Annotated in this window: 22 protein-coding genes; 4 read left to right on the forward strand and 18 right to left on the reverse strand. The window is 40.3% G+C overall.

The features are described from left to right. The 16 genes from dnaE to rpsB all read right to left on the reverse strand — a co-directional run bounded on the left by dnaE (position 1) and on the right by rpsB (position 18,569). Positions 1-3,483 (reverse strand): DNA polymerase III subunit alpha, encoded by a 3,483-nt coding sequence (gene dnaE, locus AACU98_RS03450; RefSeq protein ID WP_161735497.1) that lies wholly within the window; start codon positions 3,481-3,483, stop codon positions 1-3. Positions 3,484-3,505: 22 nt separating this feature from the next. Continuing rightward, positions 3,506-4,096 (reverse strand): ribonuclease HII, encoded by a 591-nt coding sequence (gene rnhB, locus AACU98_RS03455; protein ID WP_004245458.1) that lies wholly within the window; start codon positions 4,094-4,096, stop codon positions 3,506-3,508. Further along, positions 4,096-5,268 carry a lipid-A-disaccharide synthase gene (gene lpxB / locus AACU98_RS03460; protein ID WP_004245459.1) on the reverse strand — a complete coding sequence of 391 codons (1,173 nt, stop codon included), beginning with the start codon at positions 5,266-5,268 and terminating at the stop codon, positions 4,096-4,098. The genes rnhB and lpxB overlap by 1 nt, the downstream gene beginning before the upstream one ends. A gap of 7 nt (positions 5,269-5,275) precedes the next feature. After that, a complete protein-coding gene (lpxA, locus tag AACU98_RS03465; RefSeq protein WP_004245460.1) occupies positions 5,276-6,079 on the reverse strand; it encodes an acyl-ACP--UDP-N-acetylglucosamine O-acyltransferase in 804 nt (267 codons plus the stop codon). Positions 6,080-6,082: 3 nt separating this feature from the next. Beyond that, positions 6,083-6,535, reverse strand: a complete 453-nt coding sequence (gene fabZ, locus AACU98_RS03470) for a 3-hydroxyacyl-ACP dehydratase FabZ (RefSeq protein WP_004245462.1) — start codon at positions 6,533-6,535, stop codon at positions 6,083-6,085. A 126-nt stretch (positions 6,536-6,661) separates the two neighbouring features. Then, on the reverse strand, positions 6,662-7,690 hold the full coding sequence (gene lpxD, locus AACU98_RS03475; RefSeq protein ID WP_017628590.1) for a UDP-3-O-(3-hydroxymyristoyl)glucosamine N-acyltransferase: 1,029 nt from the start codon (positions 7,688-7,690) through the stop codon (positions 6,662-6,664). A 3-nt stretch (positions 7,691-7,693) separates the two neighbouring features. Next, entirely contained in the window at positions 7,694-8,191 is a 498-nt protein-coding gene (locus AACU98_RS03480) for an OmpH family outer membrane protein (RefSeq protein ID WP_004248713.1), read from the reverse strand. A 92-nt stretch (positions 8,192-8,283) separates the two neighbouring features. Continuing rightward, positions 8,284-10,683 carry an outer membrane protein assembly factor BamA gene (gene bamA / locus AACU98_RS03485; protein ID WP_049236300.1) on the reverse strand — a complete coding sequence of 800 codons (2,400 nt, stop codon included), beginning with the start codon at positions 10,681-10,683 and terminating at the stop codon, positions 8,284-8,286. A gap of 40 nt (positions 10,684-10,723) precedes the next feature. Next, positions 10,724-12,076 (reverse strand): sigma E protease regulator RseP, encoded by a 1,353-nt coding sequence (gene rseP, locus AACU98_RS03490; protein ID WP_161735499.1) that lies wholly within the window; start codon positions 12,074-12,076, stop codon positions 10,724-10,726. Between the two features lie 9 nt (positions 12,077-12,085). After that, complete coding sequence (cdsA, locus tag AACU98_RS03495) at positions 12,086-12,949, reverse strand: phosphatidate cytidylyltransferase (RefSeq protein ID WP_004245467.1); 864 nt, start codon at positions 12,947-12,949, stop codon at positions 12,086-12,088. Between the two features lies 1 nt (position 12,950). After that, positions 12,951-13,652 (reverse strand): (2E,6E)-farnesyl-diphosphate-specific ditrans,polycis-undecaprenyl-diphosphate synthase, encoded by a 702-nt coding sequence (gene ispU, locus AACU98_RS03500; RefSeq protein WP_004245468.1) that lies wholly within the window; start codon positions 13,650-13,652, stop codon positions 12,951-12,953. 282 nt (positions 13,653-13,934) lie between these two features. Then, entirely contained in the window at positions 13,935-15,128 is a 1,194-nt protein-coding gene (gene ispC / locus AACU98_RS03505) for a 1-deoxy-D-xylulose-5-phosphate reductoisomerase (protein ID WP_004245469.1), read from the reverse strand. 190 nt (positions 15,129-15,318) lie between these two features. Then, complete coding sequence (frr, locus tag AACU98_RS03510; RefSeq protein WP_004245470.1) at positions 15,319-15,876, reverse strand: ribosome recycling factor; 558 nt, start codon at positions 15,874-15,876, stop codon at positions 15,319-15,321. Positions 15,877-15,992: 116 nt separating this feature from the next. Continuing rightward, positions 15,993-16,721 (reverse strand): UMP kinase, encoded by a 729-nt coding sequence (pyrH, locus tag AACU98_RS03515; RefSeq protein WP_004245471.1) that lies wholly within the window; start codon positions 16,719-16,721, stop codon positions 15,993-15,995. A 135-nt stretch (positions 16,722-16,856) separates the two neighbouring features. Further along, a complete protein-coding gene (gene tsf / locus AACU98_RS03520) occupies positions 16,857-17,708 on the reverse strand; it encodes a translation elongation factor Ts (protein WP_004248719.1) in 852 nt (283 codons plus the stop codon). 135 nt (positions 17,709-17,843) lie between these two features. Next, positions 17,844-18,569: a 30S ribosomal protein S2 gene (rpsB, locus tag AACU98_RS03525; protein ID WP_004245475.1), complete on the reverse strand. Its 726-nt coding sequence runs from the start codon at positions 18,567-18,569 to the stop codon at positions 17,844-17,846. Between the two features lie 518 nt (positions 18,570-19,087). Here rpsB and map point away from each other — a divergent pair. The 4 genes from map to AACU98_RS03545 all read left to right on the forward strand — a co-directional run bounded on the left by map (position 19,088) and on the right by AACU98_RS03545 (position 24,000). Next, complete coding sequence (map, locus tag AACU98_RS03530) at positions 19,088-19,885, forward strand: type I methionyl aminopeptidase (RefSeq protein WP_004245478.1); 798 nt, start codon at positions 19,088-19,090, stop codon at positions 19,883-19,885. 154 nt (positions 19,886-20,039) lie between these two features. Further along, positions 20,040-22,685, forward strand: a complete 2,646-nt coding sequence (gene glnD / locus AACU98_RS03535; RefSeq protein WP_126402903.1) for a bifunctional uridylyltransferase/uridylyl-removing protein GlnD — start codon at positions 20,040-20,042, stop codon at positions 22,683-22,685. A gap of 34 nt (positions 22,686-22,719) precedes the next feature. Continuing rightward, complete coding sequence (gene dapD / locus AACU98_RS03540; RefSeq protein WP_004245480.1) at positions 22,720-23,544, forward strand: 2,3,4,5-tetrahydropyridine-2,6-dicarboxylate N-succinyltransferase; 825 nt, start codon at positions 22,720-22,722, stop codon at positions 23,542-23,544. A gap of 69 nt (positions 23,545-23,613) precedes the next feature. Then, on the forward strand, positions 23,614-24,000 hold the full coding sequence (locus AACU98_RS03545; RefSeq protein WP_004245482.1) for a DUF3461 family protein: 387 nt from the start codon (positions 23,614-23,616) through the stop codon (positions 23,998-24,000). A gap of 119 nt (positions 24,001-24,119) precedes the next feature. Here AACU98_RS03545 and AACU98_RS03550 read toward each other — a convergent pair whose 3' ends face one another. After that, on the reverse strand, positions 24,120-24,560 hold the full coding sequence (locus AACU98_RS03550; protein ID WP_017827601.1) for a flavodoxin: 441 nt from the start codon (positions 24,558-24,560) through the stop codon (positions 24,120-24,122). A 60-nt stretch (positions 24,561-24,620) separates the two neighbouring features. Further along, on the reverse strand, positions 24,621-25,554 hold a 934-nt coding region (locus tag AACU98_RS03555; RefSeq protein ID WP_161735501.1), incomplete at its 5' end, for a hypothetical protein.

Genomic DNA, 25,554 nt, shown 5'->3' on the forward strand with positions numbered 1-25,554 from the left:
CTAGTCAAATTCTAATTCCACCTGCTCATTACCCAGCAGAGTTCGCAGATCGGTCAAAAGCATATCAGTCGGCGTTACTCGCCATGTTGCACCAAAACGCAAACGTGCACAGGCATCATGCTTTTGAAAATAAAGATGAACCGGGATCGTGCCTGAACGATGAGGTTCTAAAACGCCGCGAAGACGATTTAATAATTGCTCATTAATTTGCCTGTCTGATAACGAGATAGCAAGCCCTCGAGCATATTTTTCACGCGCTTCGTTAATATCCATTAATTCGCGGACTGTCATTTTAAGCCCACCGTTGAAATCATCAAAGCTGACCTGCCCGGTAGCAATTAAAATCCGATCTTGTTCCAATAGATGTTGGTATTTATCTAATGCATCGGAAAATAACATAATTTCCAAACGACCAGAACGATCATCTAACGTACATATACCAATTCTATTCCCTCGTTTAGTGGTAAAGACTTTCGAAGCAAGGACTAATCCTGCCACTTTTACCATCTGACCTCGGGGGGTTGGTACTAGATCTTTTAGACGGGTTCCTGCCGCATATCGTTCAATTTCTTTTAGATAACGGGTGATGGGATGTCCCGTTAAATATAAACCGAGGGTTTCTCGCTCACCTTCTAAAACAACTTGATCTGGCCATTTAGGTACATTGGCATAAGAACGTTCCACTTGCTCTGGGGCTTCTGCCAATACACCAAACATATCGGATTGCCCAATGGCTTCCGCTTTTGCGTGTTGATCTGCCGCCTTTAAGGCATCTTCCAGCGAAGACATTAATGCTGCACGGTGAGGCCCTAATTTATCAAATGCGCCTGACATTATCAGTTTTTCCATCACTCGGCGATTCAATTTTTTGGTTTCTGTTCTCGCACAGAGATCAAAAATATCTTTAAAATGACCACCTTGTTGACGCGCTTCGACAATTGCCTCAATAGGGCCTTCTCCAACCCCTTTGATGGCCCCTATGCCATACACTATTTCGCCTTCATCATTAACATGGAAATGATAAAGCCCACTATTAATATCTGGAGGAAGGACTTTTAAACCCATTCGCCAACATTCATCCACCAGACCGACCACTTTTTCGGTATTATCCATATCGGCAGTCATGACTGCCGCCATAAACTCCGCAGGATAGTGAGCTTTTAACCAGAGCGTTTGATAAGAAACTAAGGCATAAGCCGCTGAGTGCGATTTGTTAAATCCATAACCGGCAAATTTCTCTACCAAGTCAAAGATTTTCATGGCTAATTCGCCATCAACACCATTTTTAATCGCCCCCGCTTCAAACACAGAGCGCTGTTTTGCCATCTCCTCAGGTTTTTTCTTACCCATCGCGCGTCGTAACATATCCGCGCCACCCAAGGTATAACCGGCAAGTACCTGTGCTATCTGCATCACTTGCTCTTGATACAAGATAACACCATAAGTTGGCTCTAATACAGGCTGTAAGCTCTCATGTTGCCATTTAACATCAGGGTAGGAAATCTCTTCAACACCGTGTTTTCGGTCGATAAAGTTATCCACCATCCCCGACTGTAAAGGCCCTGGGCGAAACAGTGCAACTAACGCAATCATATCTTCGAAGCAGTCTGGTCGCAGACGCTTTATCAGATCTTTCATACCACGGGATTCCAATTGGAATACCGCGGTGGTTTCAGAGCGTTGCAACATATCGAAGCTACGCTGATCGGTTAATGAAATGGCTGATATATCAACAGGCTCAAGTGATTTTTTAGCCCGTCGAGCATTAATCATTTCTAATGCCCAGTTGATTATCGTCAGCGTTCTTAACCCTAAGAAGTCAAATTTAACAAGACCGGCATATTCAACATCATTCTTATCAAATTGCGTAACCGGGTTATTCCCTTCCGGATCGCAATAAAGTGGCGCAAAGTCGGTAATTTTGGTTGGAGAAATAACGACACCACCGGCATGCTTACCCGCATTACGCGTTACCCCTTCTAATTTACGCGCCATATCAATAAGCGATTTCACTTCTTCATCAGCTTCGTAAATTTCAGGTAACTGAGGCTCGGCGGCAAAGGCTTTTTCTAACGTCATTCCCGGATCTGGGGGAACAAGCTTGGAAATTCTATCAACAAAGCCATAAGGGTGTCCTAAAACACGCCCAACATCTCGAATAACAGCTTTGGCTGCCATAGTACCAAAGGTAATGATCTGTGATACGGCATCACGACCATACATATCCGCAACGTGATCGATAACTCTATCGCGCTTCTCCATACAGAAGTCAACGTCAAAGTCAGGCATTGATACACGTTCTGGATTAAGAAAACGTTCAAACAGTAGATCAAACTCAAGAGGATCGAGATCTGTTATCTTAAGCGAATAAGCCACCAGTGAGCCTGCACCTGAACCACGTCCTGGCCCTACAGGAACACCGTTATCTTTAGACCACTGGATAAATTCCATCACTATCAAAAAGTAACCGGGAAATCCCATCTGGTTAATAACTTTAAGTTCAATCTCAAGACGCTCATCGTATCCAGGACGTCGCTTTTCTCTCTCTTGCGGATCAGGAAATAAAAAGGCAAGGCGCTCTTCTAAGCCCTCTTTGGACTTTTTAATTAAGAAATCTTCTGTACTCATATCCCCGGTCGGGAATTGAGGAAGAAAGTATTCACCTAAACGAATGGTCACATTACAGCGTTTGGCTATTTCAACACTGTTTTCTAATGCTTCAGGAATATCAGCAAAAAGCTCACACATCTCTTCTTCTGTGCGCATATATTGCTGAGGACTGTAGTGTTTAGGACGTTTAGGATCGGATAATGTGAAACCATCATGAATAGCCACGCGAATTTCATGAGCATCAAAATCATCACTATCCAGAAAACGGACATCATTTGTCGCAACAACAGGAAGCCCTTTTTCTGATGCTAAGGCTACAGCTTCGTGTAAGTAGCTCTCTTCATCCGGACGCCCAGTACGAATAAGCTCTAAATAATAGCTATCAGGAAAGTGCGTTTGATAATATTCAAGACATTGCTCAACTAAAGCTCGATTACCGCGTAGTAGGAATTTACCAACATCTCCCATTCTACCGCCAGAAAGCAACAAGAGACCTTCTTTATATGTTGTTAACCACTCTTGTTTGATAACCGGTCCGGCAGCACCATAACCATGTTTATAAGCTTCAGAAATCAATAGTGTTAGGTTTTGATATCCCACATTATCACGGGCGAGAATGGTTAAATGCGCGTATTCATCACCTAATAGTTCCGTTTCCAGATAGACATCTGCACCAACAATAGGTTTGATACCGGCACCATGAGCCGCTCCATAAAATTTCACTAACCCACATAAGTTAGTGAAATCTGTAATTGCAAAAGCAGGCATCCCCAGCGAAGCCACTTTCTTCACAAGAGGCCCTGTTTTTGCCAATCCATCGATCATTGAATAATCGCTGTGTACCCTTAGATGGATAAAACGAGGATCTGCCATATCTTATTAATTACTCTGTGGATTAGACTAAATTTAAAGCACGTTTTACAGGCGCAAAACTTTTACGATGATAAGGCGTTGCCCCTAATGAAGCCAGTTTTTCCATATGGAAGGCTGTTGGATAGCCTTTATGTTTGGCAAAGCCGTAATCAGGATAAAGTTTATCTAGCTGTTCCATTTCCCTATCACGGGTAACTTTAGCCAGTATTGACGCTGCGCTAATTTCTTGAACTAAACTATCACCTTTAATCACTGCTTGAGATGCCATTGGCAAGTTAGGACAACGGTTTCCGTCGACTAAGACCATATCAGGCGTTATGGATAATCCCGCGACAGCACGCTCCATGGCTTTCATCGTTGCCCAAAGAATATTCAGTTTATCTATCTCTTCAGGCTCAGCACGTCCAATAGCCCAACATAATGCTTTTTCTTTTATTTCATCGTAAAGCGCATTGCGTTTTTTCTCGGTCAATTTTTTCGAGTCCATTAATCCTTGAATCGGATTTGCTGGATCGAGGATCACCGCAGCAGTAACTACCGCCCCCACCAATGGTCCGCGACCGACTTCATCGACGCCAGCAATTAGGTTTGCTTTAGGATAGACAAATTCCATTATTGACCTGCTAATTCTAAAACTGCATTCGCTGCTTGCTCATCAGCACGACAACGGATAGCTGAGTGTAATTGTAAAAATATCTCTTTTAAGTGTTGTGCTTTTTCCGCATCCGTTAATAGGGGGAGTAATTGTTCTGCCAGTGCTTCTGGTGTGCACTCTTCTTGCAGCAACTCTTTAATTATTTCCCGTCCTGCTAATAAATTGGGTAAAGAGACATAGGGCGTTTTAACTAATTTTTTTGCTAACCAAAAGGTAAATGGTTTCATACGATAACCCACTACCATCGGGCATTTCGTTAACATGCATTCTAAGGCGGCTGTACCAGATGCTAATAAAGTCGCATCACTGGCGGTCATCGCCTCTCTTGCTTGTCCATCTAAGAGTTGGATTTCAAGTTTTGGGGCAACACTTTGATGTATTTGTTCGAATTGTGCCCGTCGCTTCGCATTTACCAAAGGGACAACAATATGTAATGCGGGGATCTGTTGCTTTAATCGCTGCGCTGTTTTTATAAAGTCCGCACTGAGCATTTCCACTTCAGAATGCCGACTTCCTGGTAGCAGAGCTAAACAGATTGCCTCTTGATCAATACCTAGGTGTTCACGAGCCGCTTTTTTATCAGGGTGTAACGCAATTGCATCAGCCATTGTATGACCGATAAAGCGACAAGGAACCTGATATTTATCGTAAAACGCTTTTTCAAAAGGAAGGAAAGCTAAAACCAAATCCGTTGCTTTACCAATTTTAAAAACCCGTTTTTGACGCCAAGCCCATACTGATGGACTGACATAATGGATAGTTTTCAACCCTTTTTGTTTTAAGCGACCTTCAAGGGTGATATTAAAATCAGGAGCATCAATACCAACAAAAACATCTGGCTTAAGTTGTGTAAAGCGTTGAGTGAGATCTTTTCTGATCTTCAATAATCGTGGCAAACGTTCAAGTACTTCCACGACCCCCATCACCGCAAGCTCTTCCATTTCATACCAAGCTTCACAACCTTCTGCTTGCATCAAAGGACCTGCGACACCAACAAAACGAATATTGGGATGCATTTGTTTAAGAGCGCGGATTAATCCCGCGCCCAAGATATCACCGGACGTTTCACCAGCCACAAGGCCGATAACTAACGGACGCTGTTTTATAGATGATTGGCCTGACAAGGTCATATCCTAATTAGCGAATAATACCGCGGTTTGATTTTGCTGAGTTTTCCAGAAAATCACTGAATATTTTTACATACTGATTATTATTGTCTGCAGCTAATTGAGCAATCTCTTCTCGCGCTTCTTCAAGCGTTTTACCATTACGATAAAGTATCTTGTAAGCGTTACGAATGGCATGCAGATCTTCTTTTGCAAAACCGCGACGTTTTAATCCTTCAATATTCAAACCATAAGGGGTGGCATGGTTTCCTTGTGCAATCACAAAAGGAGGAACATCTTGTGCTACACCGGAACAGCCGCCCACCATGACATGTGAACCAATCTGACAAAATTGGTGAACCGCACTCATACCACCGATTATCACATAATCACCTAAAGTGACATGTCCACCTAAAGTACCGTTATTTGCAATAATACAGCGATCGCCAATGATACAATCATGAGCAACATGGGTGTTGATCATCAATAAGTTATCATTGCCAATTTTAGTAATATTACCGCCTTGTGTCGTACCACGATGAATAGTGACACTTTCGCGGATAAGATTGCGATCACCAATAATGACTTGGGTCGGCTCACCACGATATTTCAGATCTTGGTTTACTTCACCGATAGAGGCAAATTGGTAAATCTGATTATCACGGCCAATGCGTGTATGGCCATTAATAACCACATGAGATTTGATATCTGTACCTTCACCAATCTCAACATGGCTACCAATAACGCAAAAAGGGCCAATGCGAACATTAGCACCAATTACCGCACCCTCTTCAATAATTGAAGAAGGGTGAATTACTGCGGATTTATCAATCATAAGCTAGACCTCACGGCGGCGAGCACACATCATCTCAGCTTCGCAGGCAATTTCTCCATCAACTTTAGCGACGCCTTTAAAGCGTGCAACGCCACGGCGTTCTTTAATGAATTCAACCTCAAGAACCATTTGGTCTCCAGGTAAGACAGGACGTTTAAAGCGAGCACCGTCAATAGCAGCAAAATAGTAAAGTTCACCGGGTTCCAGTTTTCCTACGCTTTTGAATGCTAAAATACCTGTTGCCTGCGCCATTGCTTCGAGGATCAGTACACCAGGGAAAATAGGTTTGCCTGGGAAGTGACCTTGAAAGAAAGGCTCATTAAAAGATACATTTTTTACTGCTCTTAGAAATTTCCCTTCTTCAAAATCAAGGACACGGTCAACCAATAAAAATGGGTAACGGTGTGGAAGTAAATCTAAAATTTCTTCGATTTGCAGAGTATGATTATCACTCATTGCAATACTCTTCCTGTCTAATAAAACTGAATCTAATTAAGAATGACACGACCTGCTGTGACTCAAAAAGGGAGTTAACGCGCAGGTCGCAAAATAGGTAACAACAACCGTCAAAGATGCTACTTGTTACTTATCGCTATTTTCTACTTGACGTTCTAGCGACTTTAGCCTTTTTTGCATTTCATCAATTCGCAGCACCAGTGCTGCGGTTTTACGCCATGCTTTATTCGGTTGTAACGGAATGCCAGAAGAATAAACCCCAGGTTCAGTGATAGGACGCATAACCATCCCCATTCCTGTTACCGTAACTTTATCACAAATTTCCATGTGACCATTGATAACACTTGCTCCACCAATCATACAGTAACGCCCAATTTTCAGGCTCCCCGCCATGATGACACCACCTGCCACAGCAGTATTGTCACCAATAATGACGTTATGTGCGATTTGGCACTGGTTATCAATGATAACACCATTACCGATAACTGTGTTATCTAATGCGCCTCTATCGATGGTAGTACATGCACCAATTTCGACACGGTCACCAATGATCACTGAGCCTAACTGAGGAATTTTAATCCAATTGCCACGCTCATTGGCATAACCAAAACCATCAGAACCAATGACAGTACCAGATTGTACTAAACAATCTTTACCAATAATAACTTCATGATAAATAGAGACATTTGCCCACAAACGGCTATTATCGCCGATATGTGCTTTTTTACCAATAAAACATCCTGCACCAATAACTACGTTATTACCTAACTCAACACCTGACTCAATGACCGCATTGGCACCAATTGAGACGTTATTCCCTAATTTAGCATCAGCGGCAATAACAGCAGAAGGATGTATATCTTGTGCTGGCGCGGGCGTAGTATCCATAATCTGAGCCATTTGAGCATAAGCCAGATAAGGATTTTTCACCACCAGTGCAGCAACAGGACAAAAAGGAAGATCAGCCTCTGTTAATACCACCGCAGCGGCCTGACATTCACTTAATTTTTCACGATAGCGACTATCGGAAAGAAAGGTAATTTGTTCACCATTTGCTAAGCCCATTGAAGCAAGACCGGCGATAGTGATATCACCATCGCCGTGTAACTGTGCATTCAATTGCTGAGCAAGATCAGCTAATCGAATTGAAAACATCTATTATTTAACCTGTTTTTGAACCTGAGCAGTAATATCTTTACCGTCTGCGAAATAAGGAACAGTGTTTGCATCTAAAATCACATCATAACCTTCTTTTTTCGCTACAGCATCAACAGCGTCTAATACGCGTTTCATGATTTTATTACGCTCTTCTGCTTGACGACGGCTAAAGTCTTGCTCAAAAGCTTGTGCTTTTTGTGCATAAGCTTCACGTTTAGCAACCAGATCTTTTTCTGTATTAGCACGTTGTGTCGCATTCATGGTTGGTGCATCTTTTTGGTATTTCTCAACCGCAGTTTGTAATGCTTTACCTAAATTTTGCAATTCGGTATCACGTGATTTAAATTCATTTTCCAATTGTTTCTCTACCGCATCACGGTTAGGCACTTTTTGGAGAACTTGACCGATGTTCACAACACCTACTTTATCTGCAGCTTGAGCGCCTGCTGACATCGTCAATGCCATTCCTAGGGCAGCGGCACATAACAATTTTTTCACGATAGACTCCTTAAAACCCAAAATAAATTTTTTGTCAGATATGAGATGTCTTTTCTCAATATATAGAAAAGACATCAACTTTACTTACATCGCTACCACGTTCTACCAATATTAAACTGGAATTGCTCAGATTTATCGCCTTCGTAATCTTTAATTGGCTTCGCATAAGAGAAGACTAACGGACCTAAAGGTGATAACCACTGTAAAGCCACACCGGTTGAAACACGTATATTACTTGCTTTACCAAAATCAGGCATACCAGCAGTCCAATTAGAATTAGTACTGTTCCAGTTGGTATCCCATACCGTACCCGCATCAACAAACATTGAAGTTCTGACTGATGAAGAGTATTTATCATCAATAAATGGCGTTGGTGTGATCAGTTCAAAGCTGGCGACTGCCATTGCATTACCACCGACCGCATCGCTAGATAAATAAGGTTTACCTTTCATCCCTTCTCTATTTAAATAGATAGCTTTAGGACCGATATTATTGGAACGGAAACCACGCACTGTACCAGAACCACCGGCATAGAAGTTTTCATAGAAGGGTAATTCTTTACCCCCTAAACCGTCACCGTAACCTAAACGACCTTTGAACAAGGTGACCCAAGACTCTTTTTCATCAAGAGGGTAATAAGCCATACCGTCCCAAGTTACTTTATAGTACTTGTTATCAGAGCCCGGTATAGTAATACGCCCACTTAAATTACTTCTTGCCCCAGAGGTTGGGAAGAAACCACGGTTTAAGTTATTAAATGTCCATCCAAGACTGACAGTATAGTCATCTGCATTAAAGGATTCTCGACCAGAATAATCATCACTTAGATTTTTACCCATACTTTCAAGATAACGCCACATCGCCACTTGAGGTTCCATCCGTGACAAGCCGTTATGCGTATAGCCTAAGCCAAGACGAGCCGAGTTATATTCATTGATAGGGAAACCTAAAGTGCCGTCTAACCCATAAGATTTATTAGTATAGCCGGATAAATCCGCATCATTAGCTCGGAAATCGTTATAGAAAATACGCCCCCCTAAGCTGACACCATTTACAGTAAAGTAAGGATCAGTGACTGACAATTCAGCATACGTTGAGTAATCATTTTTACTGGCATTAATCGCAACAGCATTCCCTGTTCCTAACCAGTTATCCTGTGTTACCCCAACTTGGAAGCTGACACCACTTTCTGTACCGAAACCGACACCAAAGTTAAGTGAACCCGTATTACGCTCTTTGACACGATAAACGATATCAACTTGATCAGGTGATCCCGGGATACGCTGTGTTTCCGTTTCGACTGTTTCAAAATAACCTAAACGGTTTAAACGCTCTTTACCTTGTTCAACTAAATCGCTACCTAACCAAGCCCCTTCCATTTGACGCATTTCACGACGTAAAACAGAGTCCTTGGTTATATCATTACCCGCAAAACGGATTTGACGCACATAGAAACGATTCCCTGCATCAACGTTAACATGCAGTTTTACCGTTTTATTTTCATCGTTGATTTCAGGATTTGTCATCACCCGTGGATAGGCGTATCCATAGCGACCTAATAGATTTTTAATCTCATTTTCTGTTTTGGTCACTTGAGCACCGTTATACAGTGAGCCTGGTGCGATTTGGATCAGATCTTCAATCTCTTTGGTATAGCCTGCGGTATTACCATTGATTTCGGTACTTTCAACCGTGTATTTATCACCTTCTTTCAGGTTAATAGTAATATAAATACCTTTTTTATCAGGCGTTAAGCTAACGTTTGTGGATTCAATATCAAAACGGGCATAACCACGATCTAGATAAAAACTTCGTAATGTCTCTAAGTCACCAGCGAGTTTTTGTTTCTGATATTTTTCATCAGCCGCTAAGTTCCACCAAGGCACATCATCACGTAGTTGGAAGCGGTTAACTAATTCAGCAGTACTAAATGCTTTATTACCAACAATATTGATTTGTTGAATAGTAGCTGAAACACCTTCGGCAAATACCAGTTTTAAATCAACACGGTTACGAGGAAGAGGAGTCACAACAACTTTTACTGTGGCGTTATATTTACCAACACTATAGTAGAAATCTTCAAGACCTTTCTCAATATTAGCCAACATTGTTCGGTCAAGTGTTTCACCAATACGGATATTGGAAGCATCAAGATTTTGCTTAAGCATATCTTCTTTAATTGCTTTGTTACCTGAGAAAGTAATACTCGCAATTGTTGGACGCTCTTTAACTTGAACAATAAGTACATTTCCGTCACGCAGAACCCGAACATCATCGAAGTTTCCTGTCGCAAATAATGAACGGATAGTTCGACTAATATCATCATCACTGACCGAATCTCCAACTCGGACAGGCATGTTCAGTAATGCTGCACCAACGGCGACGCGTTGAAGACCTTCAAATTGAATGTCCTGAACTACGAATCCGTCTGAACCGTATGCAGTGGCGCTGCCCAGCAGCAGCGACGCTATAAGCAACTTTTTCATCGCCATCGTTGTTTTGTGTTTTCCTAACCGGTCCCTGCTTATTTTATTATAAGCGAGAGAAATCATTGAAAAGTGCAAGTCCCATTAACAGCATCAGTGCCATAACACCGAAACGATAACAGACATCTTGTACACGCTCAGATACCGGCCCTCCCTTTATCTTCTCGATAACCAGGAAAAGCAGGTGCCCACCATCTAAGACAGGCAGGGGAAACAAATTAATGATCCCCAGATTGACACTGATAAGTGCGATAAACATCAAATAGTAAACAAAACCTGAATCCGCAGACATTCCAGCGCCTTTAGCGATAGAAACCGGTCCACTAAGGTTTGTTAACTTGACATCACCAACCACTAACTTGCCAATCATTTTGACAGTCAAACCCATTAACTGCCATGTTTTATCAGATGCTTCATATAACGCTGAAAATGGGTTGTATTGTTGCATTATCAAGTATTGCTCATCTGGCGGTAATACTTGTAGCTTCGCACCCACTTGCCCAACTTCGCTACCATCTTTCAGCGCTATTGCTGTAGGAGTAATATTTAACACCAAAGAAGCACCCTTACGTTCAACTAACAGTTCCAACGTTTTGTTGGGGCTTTGTCGAACAAAATAAGTAAATGGGTGCCAAGTATCAATTGGCTGACCATCGACTTTAACGATCCGATCCCCTGCTTGTAAACCTGCTTTTTCAGCCGCAGAGTCTGGTGTTACTTCTACAACTTTAGAGTCCAACCGTGCGCCAACAGGCATGATGCCTAGGGATACGATAGGATCTTGTCTTTCAGGATCAAAATTCCACTGTTGCAAATTCAGTATATTCTCACTCTCAGAAAGAGAGTTAGGCTGAGTTACAACGAAAGTCACCTCTTTTGCACCAATTTTACTCACTAATGCTAAACGAACAGCATTCTGATCAGGCGTTTCGATACCTGCAACGGATTTTAGTTCCATTCCCGGCGTTAATTTTGCTTGTTCTGCGATAGAGTCAGGGCGAATATCTGCAATTATTGGCTTTAATGCCGGCACCCCAATCATAAAAACAAGCCAATAAGCCACAATGGCTAATAAGAAATTTGCAATCGGTCCGGCGGCAACAATAGCGGCTCTTTGCCCGACGGTTTTATTGTTAAAAGCGAGATGACGACGCTCTGGTGCGACTTCGGCGACACGCTCATCCAACATTTTTACATAGCCACCTAAAGGTATCCATGCAACGACAAATTCGGTGCCATGTTTATCTGTTTTACGCCAAATCGCTTTACCAAAACCAATAGAAAAACGCTCAACATAAACGCCACAGCGTCTTGCTACCCAAAAATGTCCAAATTCATGTACCGTAATAAGAATACCTAAAACGATAATAAACGCGGCTAGATTCCACAGGATACCCATTGCTTACCTTTACATTTGAAAGCCAGAAGAAACTAAAAACACCAATCCAGCGAAAACAGGGATCGCCGCGGTCAAACTATCAATACGATCTAGCACACCACCATGCCCAGGGATAAGCTGACTACTGTCTTTTATGCCGGAAACACGTTTAAACATACTCTCAGCCAGATCGCCGAATACGGAAACAATCACCACGATGCCCGAAATCAGTAATAGATGGTTAGGCACTTCAGTAATTGGTGCGAAACGCGTAAATAGCCATGAAACAACACCTGCAGTGATTAACCCGCCCACCAGACCTTCCAAAGTTTTACCCGGTGATACTTTCGGTGCCATTTTATGTTTACCCATTAAACGGCCAAATGCATAAGCCCCTGAGTCCGCAGCCCAAACCAATAACATGACATACAGTAACCACCAAGCCCCTGTATATGAGTTTGTGCTATATCCCAACATACGTAGCGCCATCATGCCACAATAAAAAGGAACAATCGTCAATATACCGAACAATAACTTAAGAAGAACAGAATTTTTCCACATATTGGCTGAATTCGGATAACTGACAACTAATAAAATCGCCGCTACCCACCAAAAGAGCCCAGCCCATAAGCTATTCTTAATCATTGCTGTATCAAGCAGATGATCAAAATCCGGTAACGAGGCTTGCATAAGAACTAAGAGTGCAGCAAATCCAACACCAGTAGCAATACGTTTGCCTTGAGAATGCCAGCCGATAAATTGAGCCCATTCCCAACCCGCTAAGCCTGAAATGGCAATAATAACTAATCCAAATCCTGCGGGAGGAAGAAGAAATAAAGCAGCAATAACAATAGGGATTAGTATTAATGCAGTAATGACACGATACTTAAGCAAATTATCCTCCCAGATTTACAGTATCTGTTTCCGATGTAGTACCACCGAAACGTCTTTCCCGTTTAGCAAAAGCATCAAGTGCATTCTGAAAAACTTGTTCATCAAAATCAGGCCATAAAACCTGTGTAAAATATAACTCAGCATAAGCAATTTGCCAGATAAGGAAATTACTTATACGATGTTCTCCACCTGTACGGATCACAAGATCTACAGGCGATTGATCATGTAAACACAAGTGTGAGGATATCGCATTTTCATTAATATCTTCGATAGCTAACTCCCCTTTTGCGAGGGAACTCGCTAATTGTTGTACACTTTGTGTAATATCCCATCGTCCACCGTAATTGGCAGCAATATTTAAATTGAGTCCGGTATTATTTGCAGTCAGTGCAACAGAGTTTTTTATTCTATCTTGTAAACGACGACTAAAGCGGCTGATATCACCGATAATTGTTAATCTGACATTGTGTTTGTGTAGGCTTTTCACTTCATTATCTAATGCAAAAACAAACAACTCCATCAAAGAACTCACCTCTTGTTCAGGGCGATTCCAGTTTTCGCTGCTAAATGCATATAACGTTAGTGATTCAATTTTATGTTTGACGGAAAAGCTAACCGCATCTCGAACTGCTTTAATTCCCGCGCGATGGCCCGTAACTCGGAGTTTCCCTTGTTTTTTTGCCCAACGTCCGTTGCCATCCATAATGATGGCAACATGCTTTGGTTTTGATGCGGATGAATCGTCACTGGATAAGTTCACTCAATTTAACCCTTTGCTAATCTGATACTGATACAGACAGTCCTCTTCGGATAACCTACGCACAAAAAAACCGTGTAACTCCACGGCCTTTGGCAAAGCCTCAAAGTTGCTAAAGCGGTTGCTTTAGTAATGAACTGTTAATTTTCATTATTGTCTTTAGTGATTTGGCAACTATACCATTAGCCAGAAAGACGAACAAACACACTCTGGTAAATATCATCATCATTATACAATTTGTGCGATAATCTGCTGTGTTTGTAACCTTGCTAATTTATCAATTTCTAAAACATCGTCGATACTTTGAGGCTCTGAGAGGTCAAAATGTTCAACCACTTTGCGATTAATTTTAGCAATATCAGTGAATTTTACTTTTTCGTTTAAAAAAGCATCAACAACAACCTCATTAGCGGCATTTAATACCGTTGTTGAAGCTTGTCCCCGTTGCGAGGCTTCGATGGCAAGTGCTAAACAAGGATAGCGCTGATAGTCTGGACGGATAAATTCTAGGGCTTGTATCTCAAAAAAATCTAATGCTTTCGCGCCCGATTCGGTGCGATGAGGATATGCCATGGAATAAGCGATGGGCGTTCTCATATCTGGTTCACCAATTTGTGCGATAATGCTACCATCACGATAGCGAACCATTGAATGGATCACCGATTGGGGATGAATAATGACTTCCATCTCTGCTTCCGAGGCATTAAAGAAATAACGAGCTTCGATATATTCCAAGCCTTTATTCATCATAGTGGCTGAATCAACCGAAATTTTACGCCCCATTGACCAGTTTGGATGTGCGCAAGCTTGGTCTGGAGTCATTGCATCTAGCTCATCTAAAGGCGTATAGCGAAACGGTCCACCGGAGCCTGTGAGTAAAATACTGGTGATGCCATGGGCTTCTAAAGATGCATGGCCTAAATTGTCTTGAATACCTGTAGGTAAACTTTGGTAGATAGCATTATGTTCACTATCAATAGGTAAAACCTTCGCACCATATTTAGCCACCGCATCAAAGAATAAACGACCACTCGTGATCAGAGATTCTTTATTGGCTAATAAAATTCTTTTCCCTTTTTCTATCGCAGCCAGTGTAGGCTTAAGCCCCGCCACCCCTGTAATAGCAGACATCACTTGATCGGCTTCATCCAATGCAGCAATTTCATTAACAGCATTAGAGCCTGATAATATTTCCGTTTTACACGATGTATTGGCTAATAATTGTTTCAGCTCACCGGCACTTTTTTCATCTGACATCACCGCATATTTAGGCTGAAAAGCGCGACATTGCTGCGCCATTTTAGTTGCATTTTTTCCAGCCACTAAAGCAAGCACCTGAAACTCATCAGGGTTATTTTCAATGACGGATAACGTACTTGTTCCGATAGACCCTGTTGAGCCTAATATAGTTATTTGTTTCATTATTAATCAATCAGTATATCAATAACATTTTCATTAAAAGGAATTATATCAGCATGACGAGATAAATGAGGGGAAAGATGATAACTTTAATAAATAATGTGATAAAAAGAAGATATTAGGCATTTATTTTCCAGTAAATGCTCAAAAATAATGCCACATTTCAGTGGCATTATCAGAAAAAGAATAAAAATTAGAATTCCATTAACTCAGCTTCTTTCAGCGTTAATGCTTCATCAATTTTTTTAATGAACATATCAGTTAATTTCTGAATTTCATCTTGTGAACGGCGTTCATCATCTTCACTAATTTCTTTATCTTTCAGTAATGCTTTGATTTTATCATTAGCATCACGACGGATATTACGAATAGAGACACGACCTTGTTCTGCATCTCCACGCACAACTTTGATTAAGTCTTTACGACGTTCTTCAGTTAACGGAGGCAGTGGAACACGGATGATCGCGCCTGCAGATGAAGGATTTAAGCCTAAATCTGATGCCATAATCGCTTTTTCAACAGCAGGTGCTAAAGTACGATCGAACACTGTAATTGCCAATGTGCGGCCATCTTCTGCCACAACGTTAGCAACTTGATTTAATGGAGTTGGTGCGCCGTAGTATTCTACAACAATACCATCTAATAGGTTTGGAGACGCACGGCCAGTACGAACTTTATTAATTTGGCTTTTTAGTGCTTCAACGCTTTTGTCCATGCGTTCTTGAGCATCTTTTTTGATTTCATTAATCACGTTATAAACCCTTGGGAACTGGTTATCTTCCAGACGATATCAAATTATGATATCGACATAAATGAATTGGCGTACTTTAAGATGTTAACGCCAAATTATACCATTGTCTCTGTGTATTAAGCGTGAGAAATCAAAGTTCCTTCACTTTCACCCATTACAACCCGACGTAATGCACCCGGTTTATTCATATTGAATACGCGGATAGGTAAATTATGATCTCGGGCTAATGTGAATGCAGCAAGATCCATGACTTTCAATTCACGTTCTAATACATCCTGATAAGTCAGCTTTTCATATAATACCGCATCAGGATCTTTGGTTGGATCGGCTGAAAATACACCGTCAACTTTTGTCGCTTTCAATACAACGTCAGCTTCAATTTCAATACCACGTAAACACGCAGCTGAGTCAGTCGTAAAGAATGGGTTGCCTGTACCTGCCGAGAAGATAACAACTCGGCCATGGCGTAATAAGCTAATAGCCTCAGCCCAACTGTAGTTATCACAAACACCATTAAGTGGAAATGCTGACATTAATCGTGCATTGACATAAGCACGATGCAATGCATCACGCATTGCTAAGCCATTCATCACTGTGGCGAGCATTCCCATGTGGTCACCCACAACACGGTTCATACCTGCAGCTGCTAGACCAGCGCCACGGAACAAGTTACCACCGCCAATTACGACACCGACTTGTATGCCCAATTCAACGAGTTCTTTAATTTCCTGAGCCATGCGATCAAGTACGCTCGCATCGATACCAAAACCTTCTGCGCCTTGCAGGGCTTCGCCACTCAGCTTTAATAAGATTCGCTGATATACGGGTTTTGCATTGGTTGCCATGGTGTTCTGTCCTAAGCAGATTAGTTAATTGGAGGTTTTAGATAGCCTTACTCTTTTCAAAGAAAAGCAAACTGTCAGTGGAGATTGTAACAAAACAGAACCGCCTTAAGGCGGTTCCATTAACGCAAAGCGTTATTATTTGCTCATTGCCGCAACTTCTGCTGCGAAATCAGCTTCAACTTTCTCAATACCTTCACCAACTTCGAAACGAACGAAGTTAATGATTTCAGCATTGTTTTCTTTCAGCAGATCGCCAACAGTTTTGCTTGGATCCATAACGAAATGCTGACCAGTCAGAGAGATCTCACCGGTGAATTTGTTCATACGACCAGTAACCATTTTTTCTGCGATTTCGCGTGGTTTACCTGATTGCATTGCGATGTCCATCTGGATTTGGTGCTCATGCTCAACAACATCAGCAGGCACATCTTCAGGGCGAACATATTCTGGTTTGCTTGCAGCAACGTGCATAGCAATGTGTTTGATCAGTTCTTCGTTAGCGCCTTTAGCTGCAACTAAAACACCGATGCGAGCACCGTGCAGGTAAGTACCTAACTCTTCGCCTTCTAAAATAGCAACGCGGCGAATGTTGATGTTTTCACCAATTTTTGCAACTAATGCAGTACGAGCGTCTTCGAATTTCGCTTTCAGTGCTTCGATATCGTCAGTTTTGTCTGCTAATACTGCAGCCATAACATCTTTACCGAATGCGATGAAGCCAGCATCTTTAGCAACGAAGTCTGTTTCACAGTTCAGTTCAACCAGCGCACCGAATTTACCATCAGCAGCAACTTCTGCAAGGATGATACCTTCAGCAGCAACGCGACCTGCTTTTTTAGCCGCTTTTGCTTGACCTGATTTACGCATGTTGTCGATAGCTAATTCGATATCACCGTTAGCTTCAACCAGCGCTTTTTTACATTCCATCATTCCTGCGCCAGTACGTTCACGCAGTTCTTTTACCAATGCAGCGGTAATTCCAGACATTTGTTTCTTCCTCGACTTTTCTATGGGCGAGCCATAGATGTTCTCATAGCAGATGTGTAAAGGGGGCCTATTGAGGCCCCCTAACCAATATATAGCAATACCTGGTTAAATAAGGGCTCTTACGAGCATGCCTTATTATTCAGCTTCGACTAAGCCTTCTTCAGCCTGAACAGCCAGATCTTGAGAACGACCTTCACGAACAGCTGTTGCTGCAGCGGTCAGATATAATTTAACCGCACGGATTGCATCATCATTACCAGGGATAATGTAGTCGATACCATCTGGATCAGAGTTAGTATCAACGATAGCAAATACTGGGATACCCAGGTTGTTTGCTTCTTTGATAGCAATGTGTTCGTGCTCAGCATCGATAACAAACAGAGCGTCAGGTAAACCGCCCATGTCTTTGATACCACCCAGGCTGTTTTCTAACTTACCAAGTTCACGAGAACGCATTAACGCTTCTTTCTTGGTCAGTTTGTCAAAAGTACCGTCCTGAGATTGAGATTCTAAATCTTTCAGACGTTTGATTGACTGACGAACAGTTTTCCAGTTAGTCAGCATACCGCCTAACCAGCGGTGGTTTACATAAAACTGGTCACAGCTTTCTGCTGCTTCTTTAACAGCTTCAACGGCAGAGCGCTTAGTACCAACAAACAGGATTTTGCCTTTACGAGAAGCAATTTTGTTCAGTTCAACCAGAGCTTCATTGAACATTGGAACAGTTTTTTCCAAGTTAATGATATGAACTTTGTTACGCGCACCAAAGATGAATGGTTTCATTTTTGGATTCCAGTAACGAGTTTGGTGACCGAAGTGAACACCGGCTTGCAGCATATCGCGCATTGAAACAGTTGCCATTTTAGACCTCTATAAGTTTAAATTTGGGGTTATTTCCTCCACAAATCCCATACGACCGACTCATCAGCTGTAAAGATTAAACCTTTACATAAGAGCACCCCGGCGTATGTGTCGATTTGTGTGTGTCATTAACACAATTGAATGTTTTCAGATTTACTGCTATTTCTTAAACCTCACATGGTGAAGCCATAGCCAATAACAGAACTCCGGCGCGCTTTATACCATAAATAACCTCAAGAAACCACTATTAGTTACGGTTTCACTGCCAATATATCGGTTAACAACAGCGAATAAAAAAGCGCAATATGTAAAGACAACAAACAATATAAGGCGTAATGTGCCTGATTATTGGCGATATCAAACAGATTACTCCTATCCTCTTTGATTGGCACACCCACTTTCTGCTGATATCATAAATGGTAATTAGAATTATTTCTCACCATCATAATTCATAGACCTGCAATACCATGCAATAATGATTGTATTGTGGCTTTTAAATCTATTAATGAAGAACTCAAATGGCTATTGTAATCAAGACTGAAGAAGATATTCAAAAAATGCGCGTCGCGGGTCGTCTTGCGGCTGAAGTCCTTGAAGTTGTCGCACCCTATGTAAAACCCGGCGTAAGTACAGCGGAATTAGATCGTATTTGTCATCAACATATTGTTGATGTTCAGCAAGCTATCCCTGCTTGCTTAAACTATCATGGCTTCCCTAAATCAGTGTGTATTTCTGTTAATGATGTTATTTGCCATGGTATTCCTAGTGAAGACAAAATCTTAAAAGACGGCGATATTGTTAATATTGATGTCACTGTCATTAAAGAGGGTTTTCATGGCGATACGTCAAAAATGTTTATCGTCGGTAAACCGACTATTCAAGGTGAGCGTCTATGTCGGATCACCCAAGAAAGTCTCTACCTTGCAATAAAAATGGTAAAACCAGGTATTCGCTTACGTGAATTAGGTAAAGCCATTCAAAAATTCGTTGAAGGGCATGATTTTTCTGTGGTACGCGAATATTGTGGACATGGTATTGGCGAAGGTTTCCACGAAGAGCCTCAAGTATTACACTATGATGCTGATGACGGTGGTGTTGTGTTACAAAAAGGCATGGCATTTACTATCGAGCCGATGGTCAATACTGGAGATTACCGTATTCGTACCATGAAAGACGGTTGGACAGTAAAAACCAAAGATCGCGGTTGGTCTGCTCAATATGAGCATACTTTAGTGGTTACCGACAATGGTTGTGAAATCATGACACTGCGTAAAGAAGAAGAGCCATTTATTTCTGCCGTATTAGTTAACGAATAAATCGCACTCTTCTAAAATGTAAAAACGACATATTTTTTCGAGGTATGTCGTTTTTTTTATTTTCAACTTTGGTAAGAAAATAGAAATGCTAGTCAGGTTACCGTTTTAACATTACTCTTAATATAATCAGCATATATGAGTGAGATGATTAACTATGATAACCTCTAATACCTTTCAAACAGCACCACCGTCCCCTTCGTTGCTGACTGAAAATACGCTAGATAGTACTTTACTAAAACACTCTATTGAACAATTTCAGTCATGGTTAGCAGATGCTTTTCATCATGATGCTGATGTTGCTTTGTTACTACAAGCTCGTAGTCACTTTATCGACCAACTACTCACACAATTATGGCGTTATACTGAATTAGCGGATCACCCTGATCTCTGTATCATTGCCGTGGGGGGGTATGGTCGCCAAGAATTACACCCTCTTTCTGACATTGACTTGCTATTTTTAAGTCAACAGCCTCTTCCTCCCCAAATTGCCGAAAAAATCAGTCAATTAATTACCTTGCTTTGGGATATCCGTTTAGAGATAGGTGTCAGTGTGAGAACGATGGAAGAGTGCCTTTTAGAAGGACTGTCTGATTTAACTATTGCCACCAATTTACTAGAAGCGCGTCTTGTTTGTGGTAATAACGCACTCTATCAACAATTAATTAAACACATTTTTAGCCAAGGCTTTTGGCCATCGCCTGATTTCTTTGCAGCTAAAATTGATGAGCAAGAACAACGTCACCAACGCTTTCATAGCACCAGTTATAATCTAGAGCCTGATATTAAAAGTAGTCCTGGGGGACTTCGTGATATTCACACCCTTATATGGGTCGCTCACCGTCATTTTGGCGCAACATCAATATCTGAAATGGTCAACTTTGGCTTTTTAACCCCTGCCGAAGGACAAGAATTACTCGAGTGCCAATATACCTTATGGAAGATCCGTTTTGCGCTACATTTAGTCCTCAATCGTTATGACAATAGGTTACTGTTTGATCGCCAATTAAGCGTTGCCCAACTTTTAAATTATCAAGGTGAAGGCAACCAACCTGTCGAAAAAATGATGAAGGATTACTATCGCGTTACTCGCCGTGTGAGTGAGCTAAACGATATGCTACTGCAACTCTTTGATGAAGCAATCCTCGCATTACAACCCAATGTTAAACCTCGCCCTCTTGACAAAGAATTTCAATTAAGAGGTACATTAATTGATGTTATAGACGATGAATGTTTTCTTAATGATCCTATTGCCATTATGCGGTTATTTTTACGTATGGCAGAGCATGCAGAGATAACCGGAATTTATTCGACCACACTACGCCATTTGCGTTATGCCCGTCGTCATTTAGTACAACCTTTATGTGAGTACCCACTAGCTAGACAAGTATTTATGCAAATCTTACGTCATCCTAGGGCGGTTTCGGGGGCATTTGTCCCAATGCATAAACATAGTGTATTAAGTGCTTATTTCCCACAATGGAACAATATTGTCGGTCAAATGCAGTTTGATCTATTCCATGCTTATACAGTTGATGAGCATACTATCCGTGTATTACAAAAACTTGAAAGTTTCGCTGATGATGCAAATCGAAACCGACATCCTCTTTGTGTCGATATCTACCCGAAACTACCTCAAATTGAGTTATTAAGACTTGCTGCTCTATTTCACGATATTGCTAAAGGGCGACATGGTGATCACTCTTTATTAGGTGCACAGGATGTTATTAGCTTTGCTCAACAACATGGACTAAATCAACGAGAAATCGCTTTAGTTGAATGGCTTGTAAGTCATCACTTACTTATGTCTGTAACGGCACAAAGACGTGATATTCAAGATCCCGATGTTATCTTCCAATTTGCCTCTGAAGTCAAAAATGAGAGCCGTTTACGCTATTTACTCTGTCTCACTGTTGCTGATATTTGTGCAACAAACAGTAGCTTATGGAATAGTTGGAAACAAAGCTTACTGCGTGAACTATTTCTCGCTACGGCCAATCAATTACGCCAAGGGATGCACTCTATTCCAGATTTACGGGAACGTATCCGCGATCACCGTCAGCAAGCACTAACTATTTTACAACAGCAACAGGTCGATGAAGAAAAACTGCAAGCGATTTGGGCTCGTTGTCATGCGGACTATTTTTTACGTCATACTCCAGAGCAAATTGCTTGGCATGCTCAGGCACTTATTGAGCACAATAGTGCTGAGCCTATGGTATTGATTAGCCAACAAACCGAGCATGGTGGTACAGAGGTTTTTATTTGGTGTGCTGACCGACCTTCTCTATTTGCTTCTGTTGCAGGTGAGCTAGATAGACGTAATTTAAATATTCACAACGCACAAATTTTTACTAATCGCGACAATATGGCAATGGATACCTTTATCGTTTTAGAGCCTAATGGTAAACCACTGGCGATTGATCGCTATCATGCTATACGCCAAGCGCTTATTCGCGTTGTATCAGCCCCTTATAACGCCAATGCCAAAACCCGTGCTTTACCGGCTAAATTACGCCATTTTGAGGTACCCACTAAAATTAACTTTATCGCCTCTAACCATAATAAACGTACTTATATGGAGTTATTTGCACGTGATCGCCCAGGCTTATTAGCTATTATAGGTAAGGTTTTTGCCGATCTTTCTCTTTCGTTACATGGCGCAAGGATCACCACTATTGGCGAGCGTGTTGAGGATTTTTTTGTATTAACAGATAACGAAAATAATGCGTTAAACCAAAAAATGAAGGATGAAGTCGTAGAAAGGTTGACAAAAGCCCTCGTTTCAAAGGATAAAATATAGAAACCCACGACAATACATATAGGAAATACTATAGATGCAAGCATTACAATCTATTATTGATAACGCCTTTGAACAACGCGCTGAAATCACACCAGATAATGTTGAACCACAGGTACGCGATGCAATTAATAACGTTATCGCTCAACTAGACAGTGGAAAATTGCGAGTTGCTGAAAAAATTAATGGTCAGTGGGTTACTCATCAATGGCTAAAAAAAGCGGTTCTACTCTCTTTTCGTATCAGTCACAATCAAGTGATCGACGGTAGCGAAAGCCGTTATTTTGATAAAGTGCCAATGAAATTTGCAAATTACGATCAAGCTCGTTTTGAAAAAGAGGGATTTCGTGTTGTGCCACCTGCTGCCGTCAGACAAGGGGCCTATATTGCTCGTAATACAGTTCTAATGCCTTCTTATGTCAATATTGGTGCTTATGTGGATGAAGGAAGTATGGTGGATACATGGGCAACCGTTGGTTCATGTGCGCAAATTGGTAAAAATGTCCATTTATCCGGTGGCGTTGGGATCGGTGGCGTATTAGAACCTTTACAAGCTAACCCAACCATTATTGAAGATAACTGCTTTATTGGAGCACGTTCTGAAATTGTTGAAGGTGTGATTGTTGAAGAAGGCTCTGTCATTTCAATGGGTGTTTATATTGGACAAAGTACCAAAATTTATGACAGAGAAACTGGCGAAATCCATTACGGTCGTGTTCCTGCTGGTTCAGTGGTGGTTTCTGGTAATCTACCTTCAAAAGATGGTCGTTACAGTTTGTACTGTGCTGTGATTGTAAAAAAAGTCGATGCTAAAACACGTGGAAAAGTGGGTATTAATGAATTATTAAGAACTATCGACTAATATAATAACAGCGGATAGAATGAATTCTGTTCGCTGTATCTCATTCATCTTTCTATCTGGTGCCAATATATGTACGATAATTTAAAAAATTTAGGGATCCAACATCCTGAAGATATTGATCGCTATACCCTACGTCAAGAAGCTAACAACGATATTTTAAAAATTTATTTTCGCAAAGATAAAGGTGAATTCTTTGCAAAAAGTGTAAAATTTAAATATCCACGCCAACGTAAAACAATTTCTGATACTCAATCAGGACAAGGTTTTAAAGAAGTCAATGAAATCAACACTAACTTACGTTATGTGATTGAAGAATTAGATCAAATTTGCCAGCAAGATCAAGTGGAAGTGGATTTGAAACATAAAATCCTCGATGATTTACGTCACCTTGAGCACGTTGTTGCCAATAAAATTGCTGAAATTGAAGCCGATTTAGAAAAATTGACTCGTCGTTAATTAATTGTCTCAATTTTATAAGAAACACCGCTTATAACTATTCACAACTTAATAGTAAGCGGTGCTCTTTAATAAGATAGCCATGATCCATCAATTTATTGCTCAAGTAACCGATTAATTTAATTCAATAATGTAGCCCAGTTTTCCAGCCAATTTATAGCAAATACTTCTGGCTCGGCAATATCCATACTGTCTATTTTTAATATTTCACCAATACGCTTTGCTTGATGCTCTTGTAATAACGCTTCAAATTGCATACCTGCACCACAAAAATTATCGTAACTGCTATCACCTAACGCAATTAGGCCATAATGTAAATTAGGTTGATAACCAACATTATCTCGTAGCTCATAAAATAAAGGTGCTATTGTATCGGGTAAATCGCCTTGGCCGGTTGTAGAGCTTATCACCAGTACTGTTGAATATTTTTGCCAATCGGCAAGTGTACCTTCTTCATAGATATTAGCTTGATGTTTATGCTCAAGCAAAATGCGCTGCGCTTCTTCAGCAACCGCCAATGCATTGCCATAAACAGTACCAACAAAAATGCCTATATTCATTATCAATCATATTCCGCTTAACTTATTATTATTTAAACTTATAATAAATCAACGTTATGCTCAAGCTTTAGTTGGCATATAAATAGATGTTAATATTTTTTTTATATTTTTATCGTCATTTAAAATATAACTAAGCATATCATGAGAGAATGATATATCCTCAATCAATTTAATATTCATTGCTAAAATAGTTTCTTCATTAATCACCCTTAATTTTTTTCCTGGCACTATCTTACCTTTCTTTTCATATGTGTTTTTTAAATATTCTATTGAAAAATCAATAGAATTCTTCGCCCTATCAATTGATATTTTTTCTTGTTTTAATTTATTCAATGATTTTTTATATGAACGTGGAAAAAAAATCTTATAAATAAAAGATGAAAAAATTTTTTCCCTTTTATTTATTCTTCTATCAGTATATTTCAATAGGATTTCAAAAATATATTTCAAATTATTCATATCCTTAACAACGATATTTAAATTATTTATCAGGTTATTTTTTAAATGATAACTGTTTTTTAAATGATAATTTTTGAATTCATAGTTTATCTGTTTAATTTCATTTTTATTTATCTCTAATTGTTTAATTCTTTCTTTAATTAAATCAATGTTTGTTTTTATTTTATCACATATCGCATTAATCTCATCAGTAGTAGAATTTTCATTACTATATCTTGATAGATCTTCCGTAGTATTATAGCATAGTTTCCATTCATTAATAATAAACTTACCATCACTGTTCTTATCTTTTATGGCTTCTTTTAATTTTTCACTCGCTTGCTTATATTTGAATATAGTCTGTTCATAGACACTATCATTATCTTTAAAAAATTTATCATAATATATATAACCTTCATTCTCTTTCGTTAAGATATCAAGTTCATTAAAAAATGATAAGTAATTCTTTATTTGTTTTTTTACACTATCTATATCTAATTTTTTTGTTTTTTCTGCTTGATTGGGTAAAATCAGATTATTTATTTCTTTACTATTT

It is taken from the genome of Proteus sp. G4380, from assembly GCF_963885725.1.
In the GTDB taxonomy this organism is placed as follows: domain Bacteria; phylum Pseudomonadota; class Gammaproteobacteria; order Enterobacterales; family Enterobacteriaceae; genus Proteus; species Proteus mirabilis.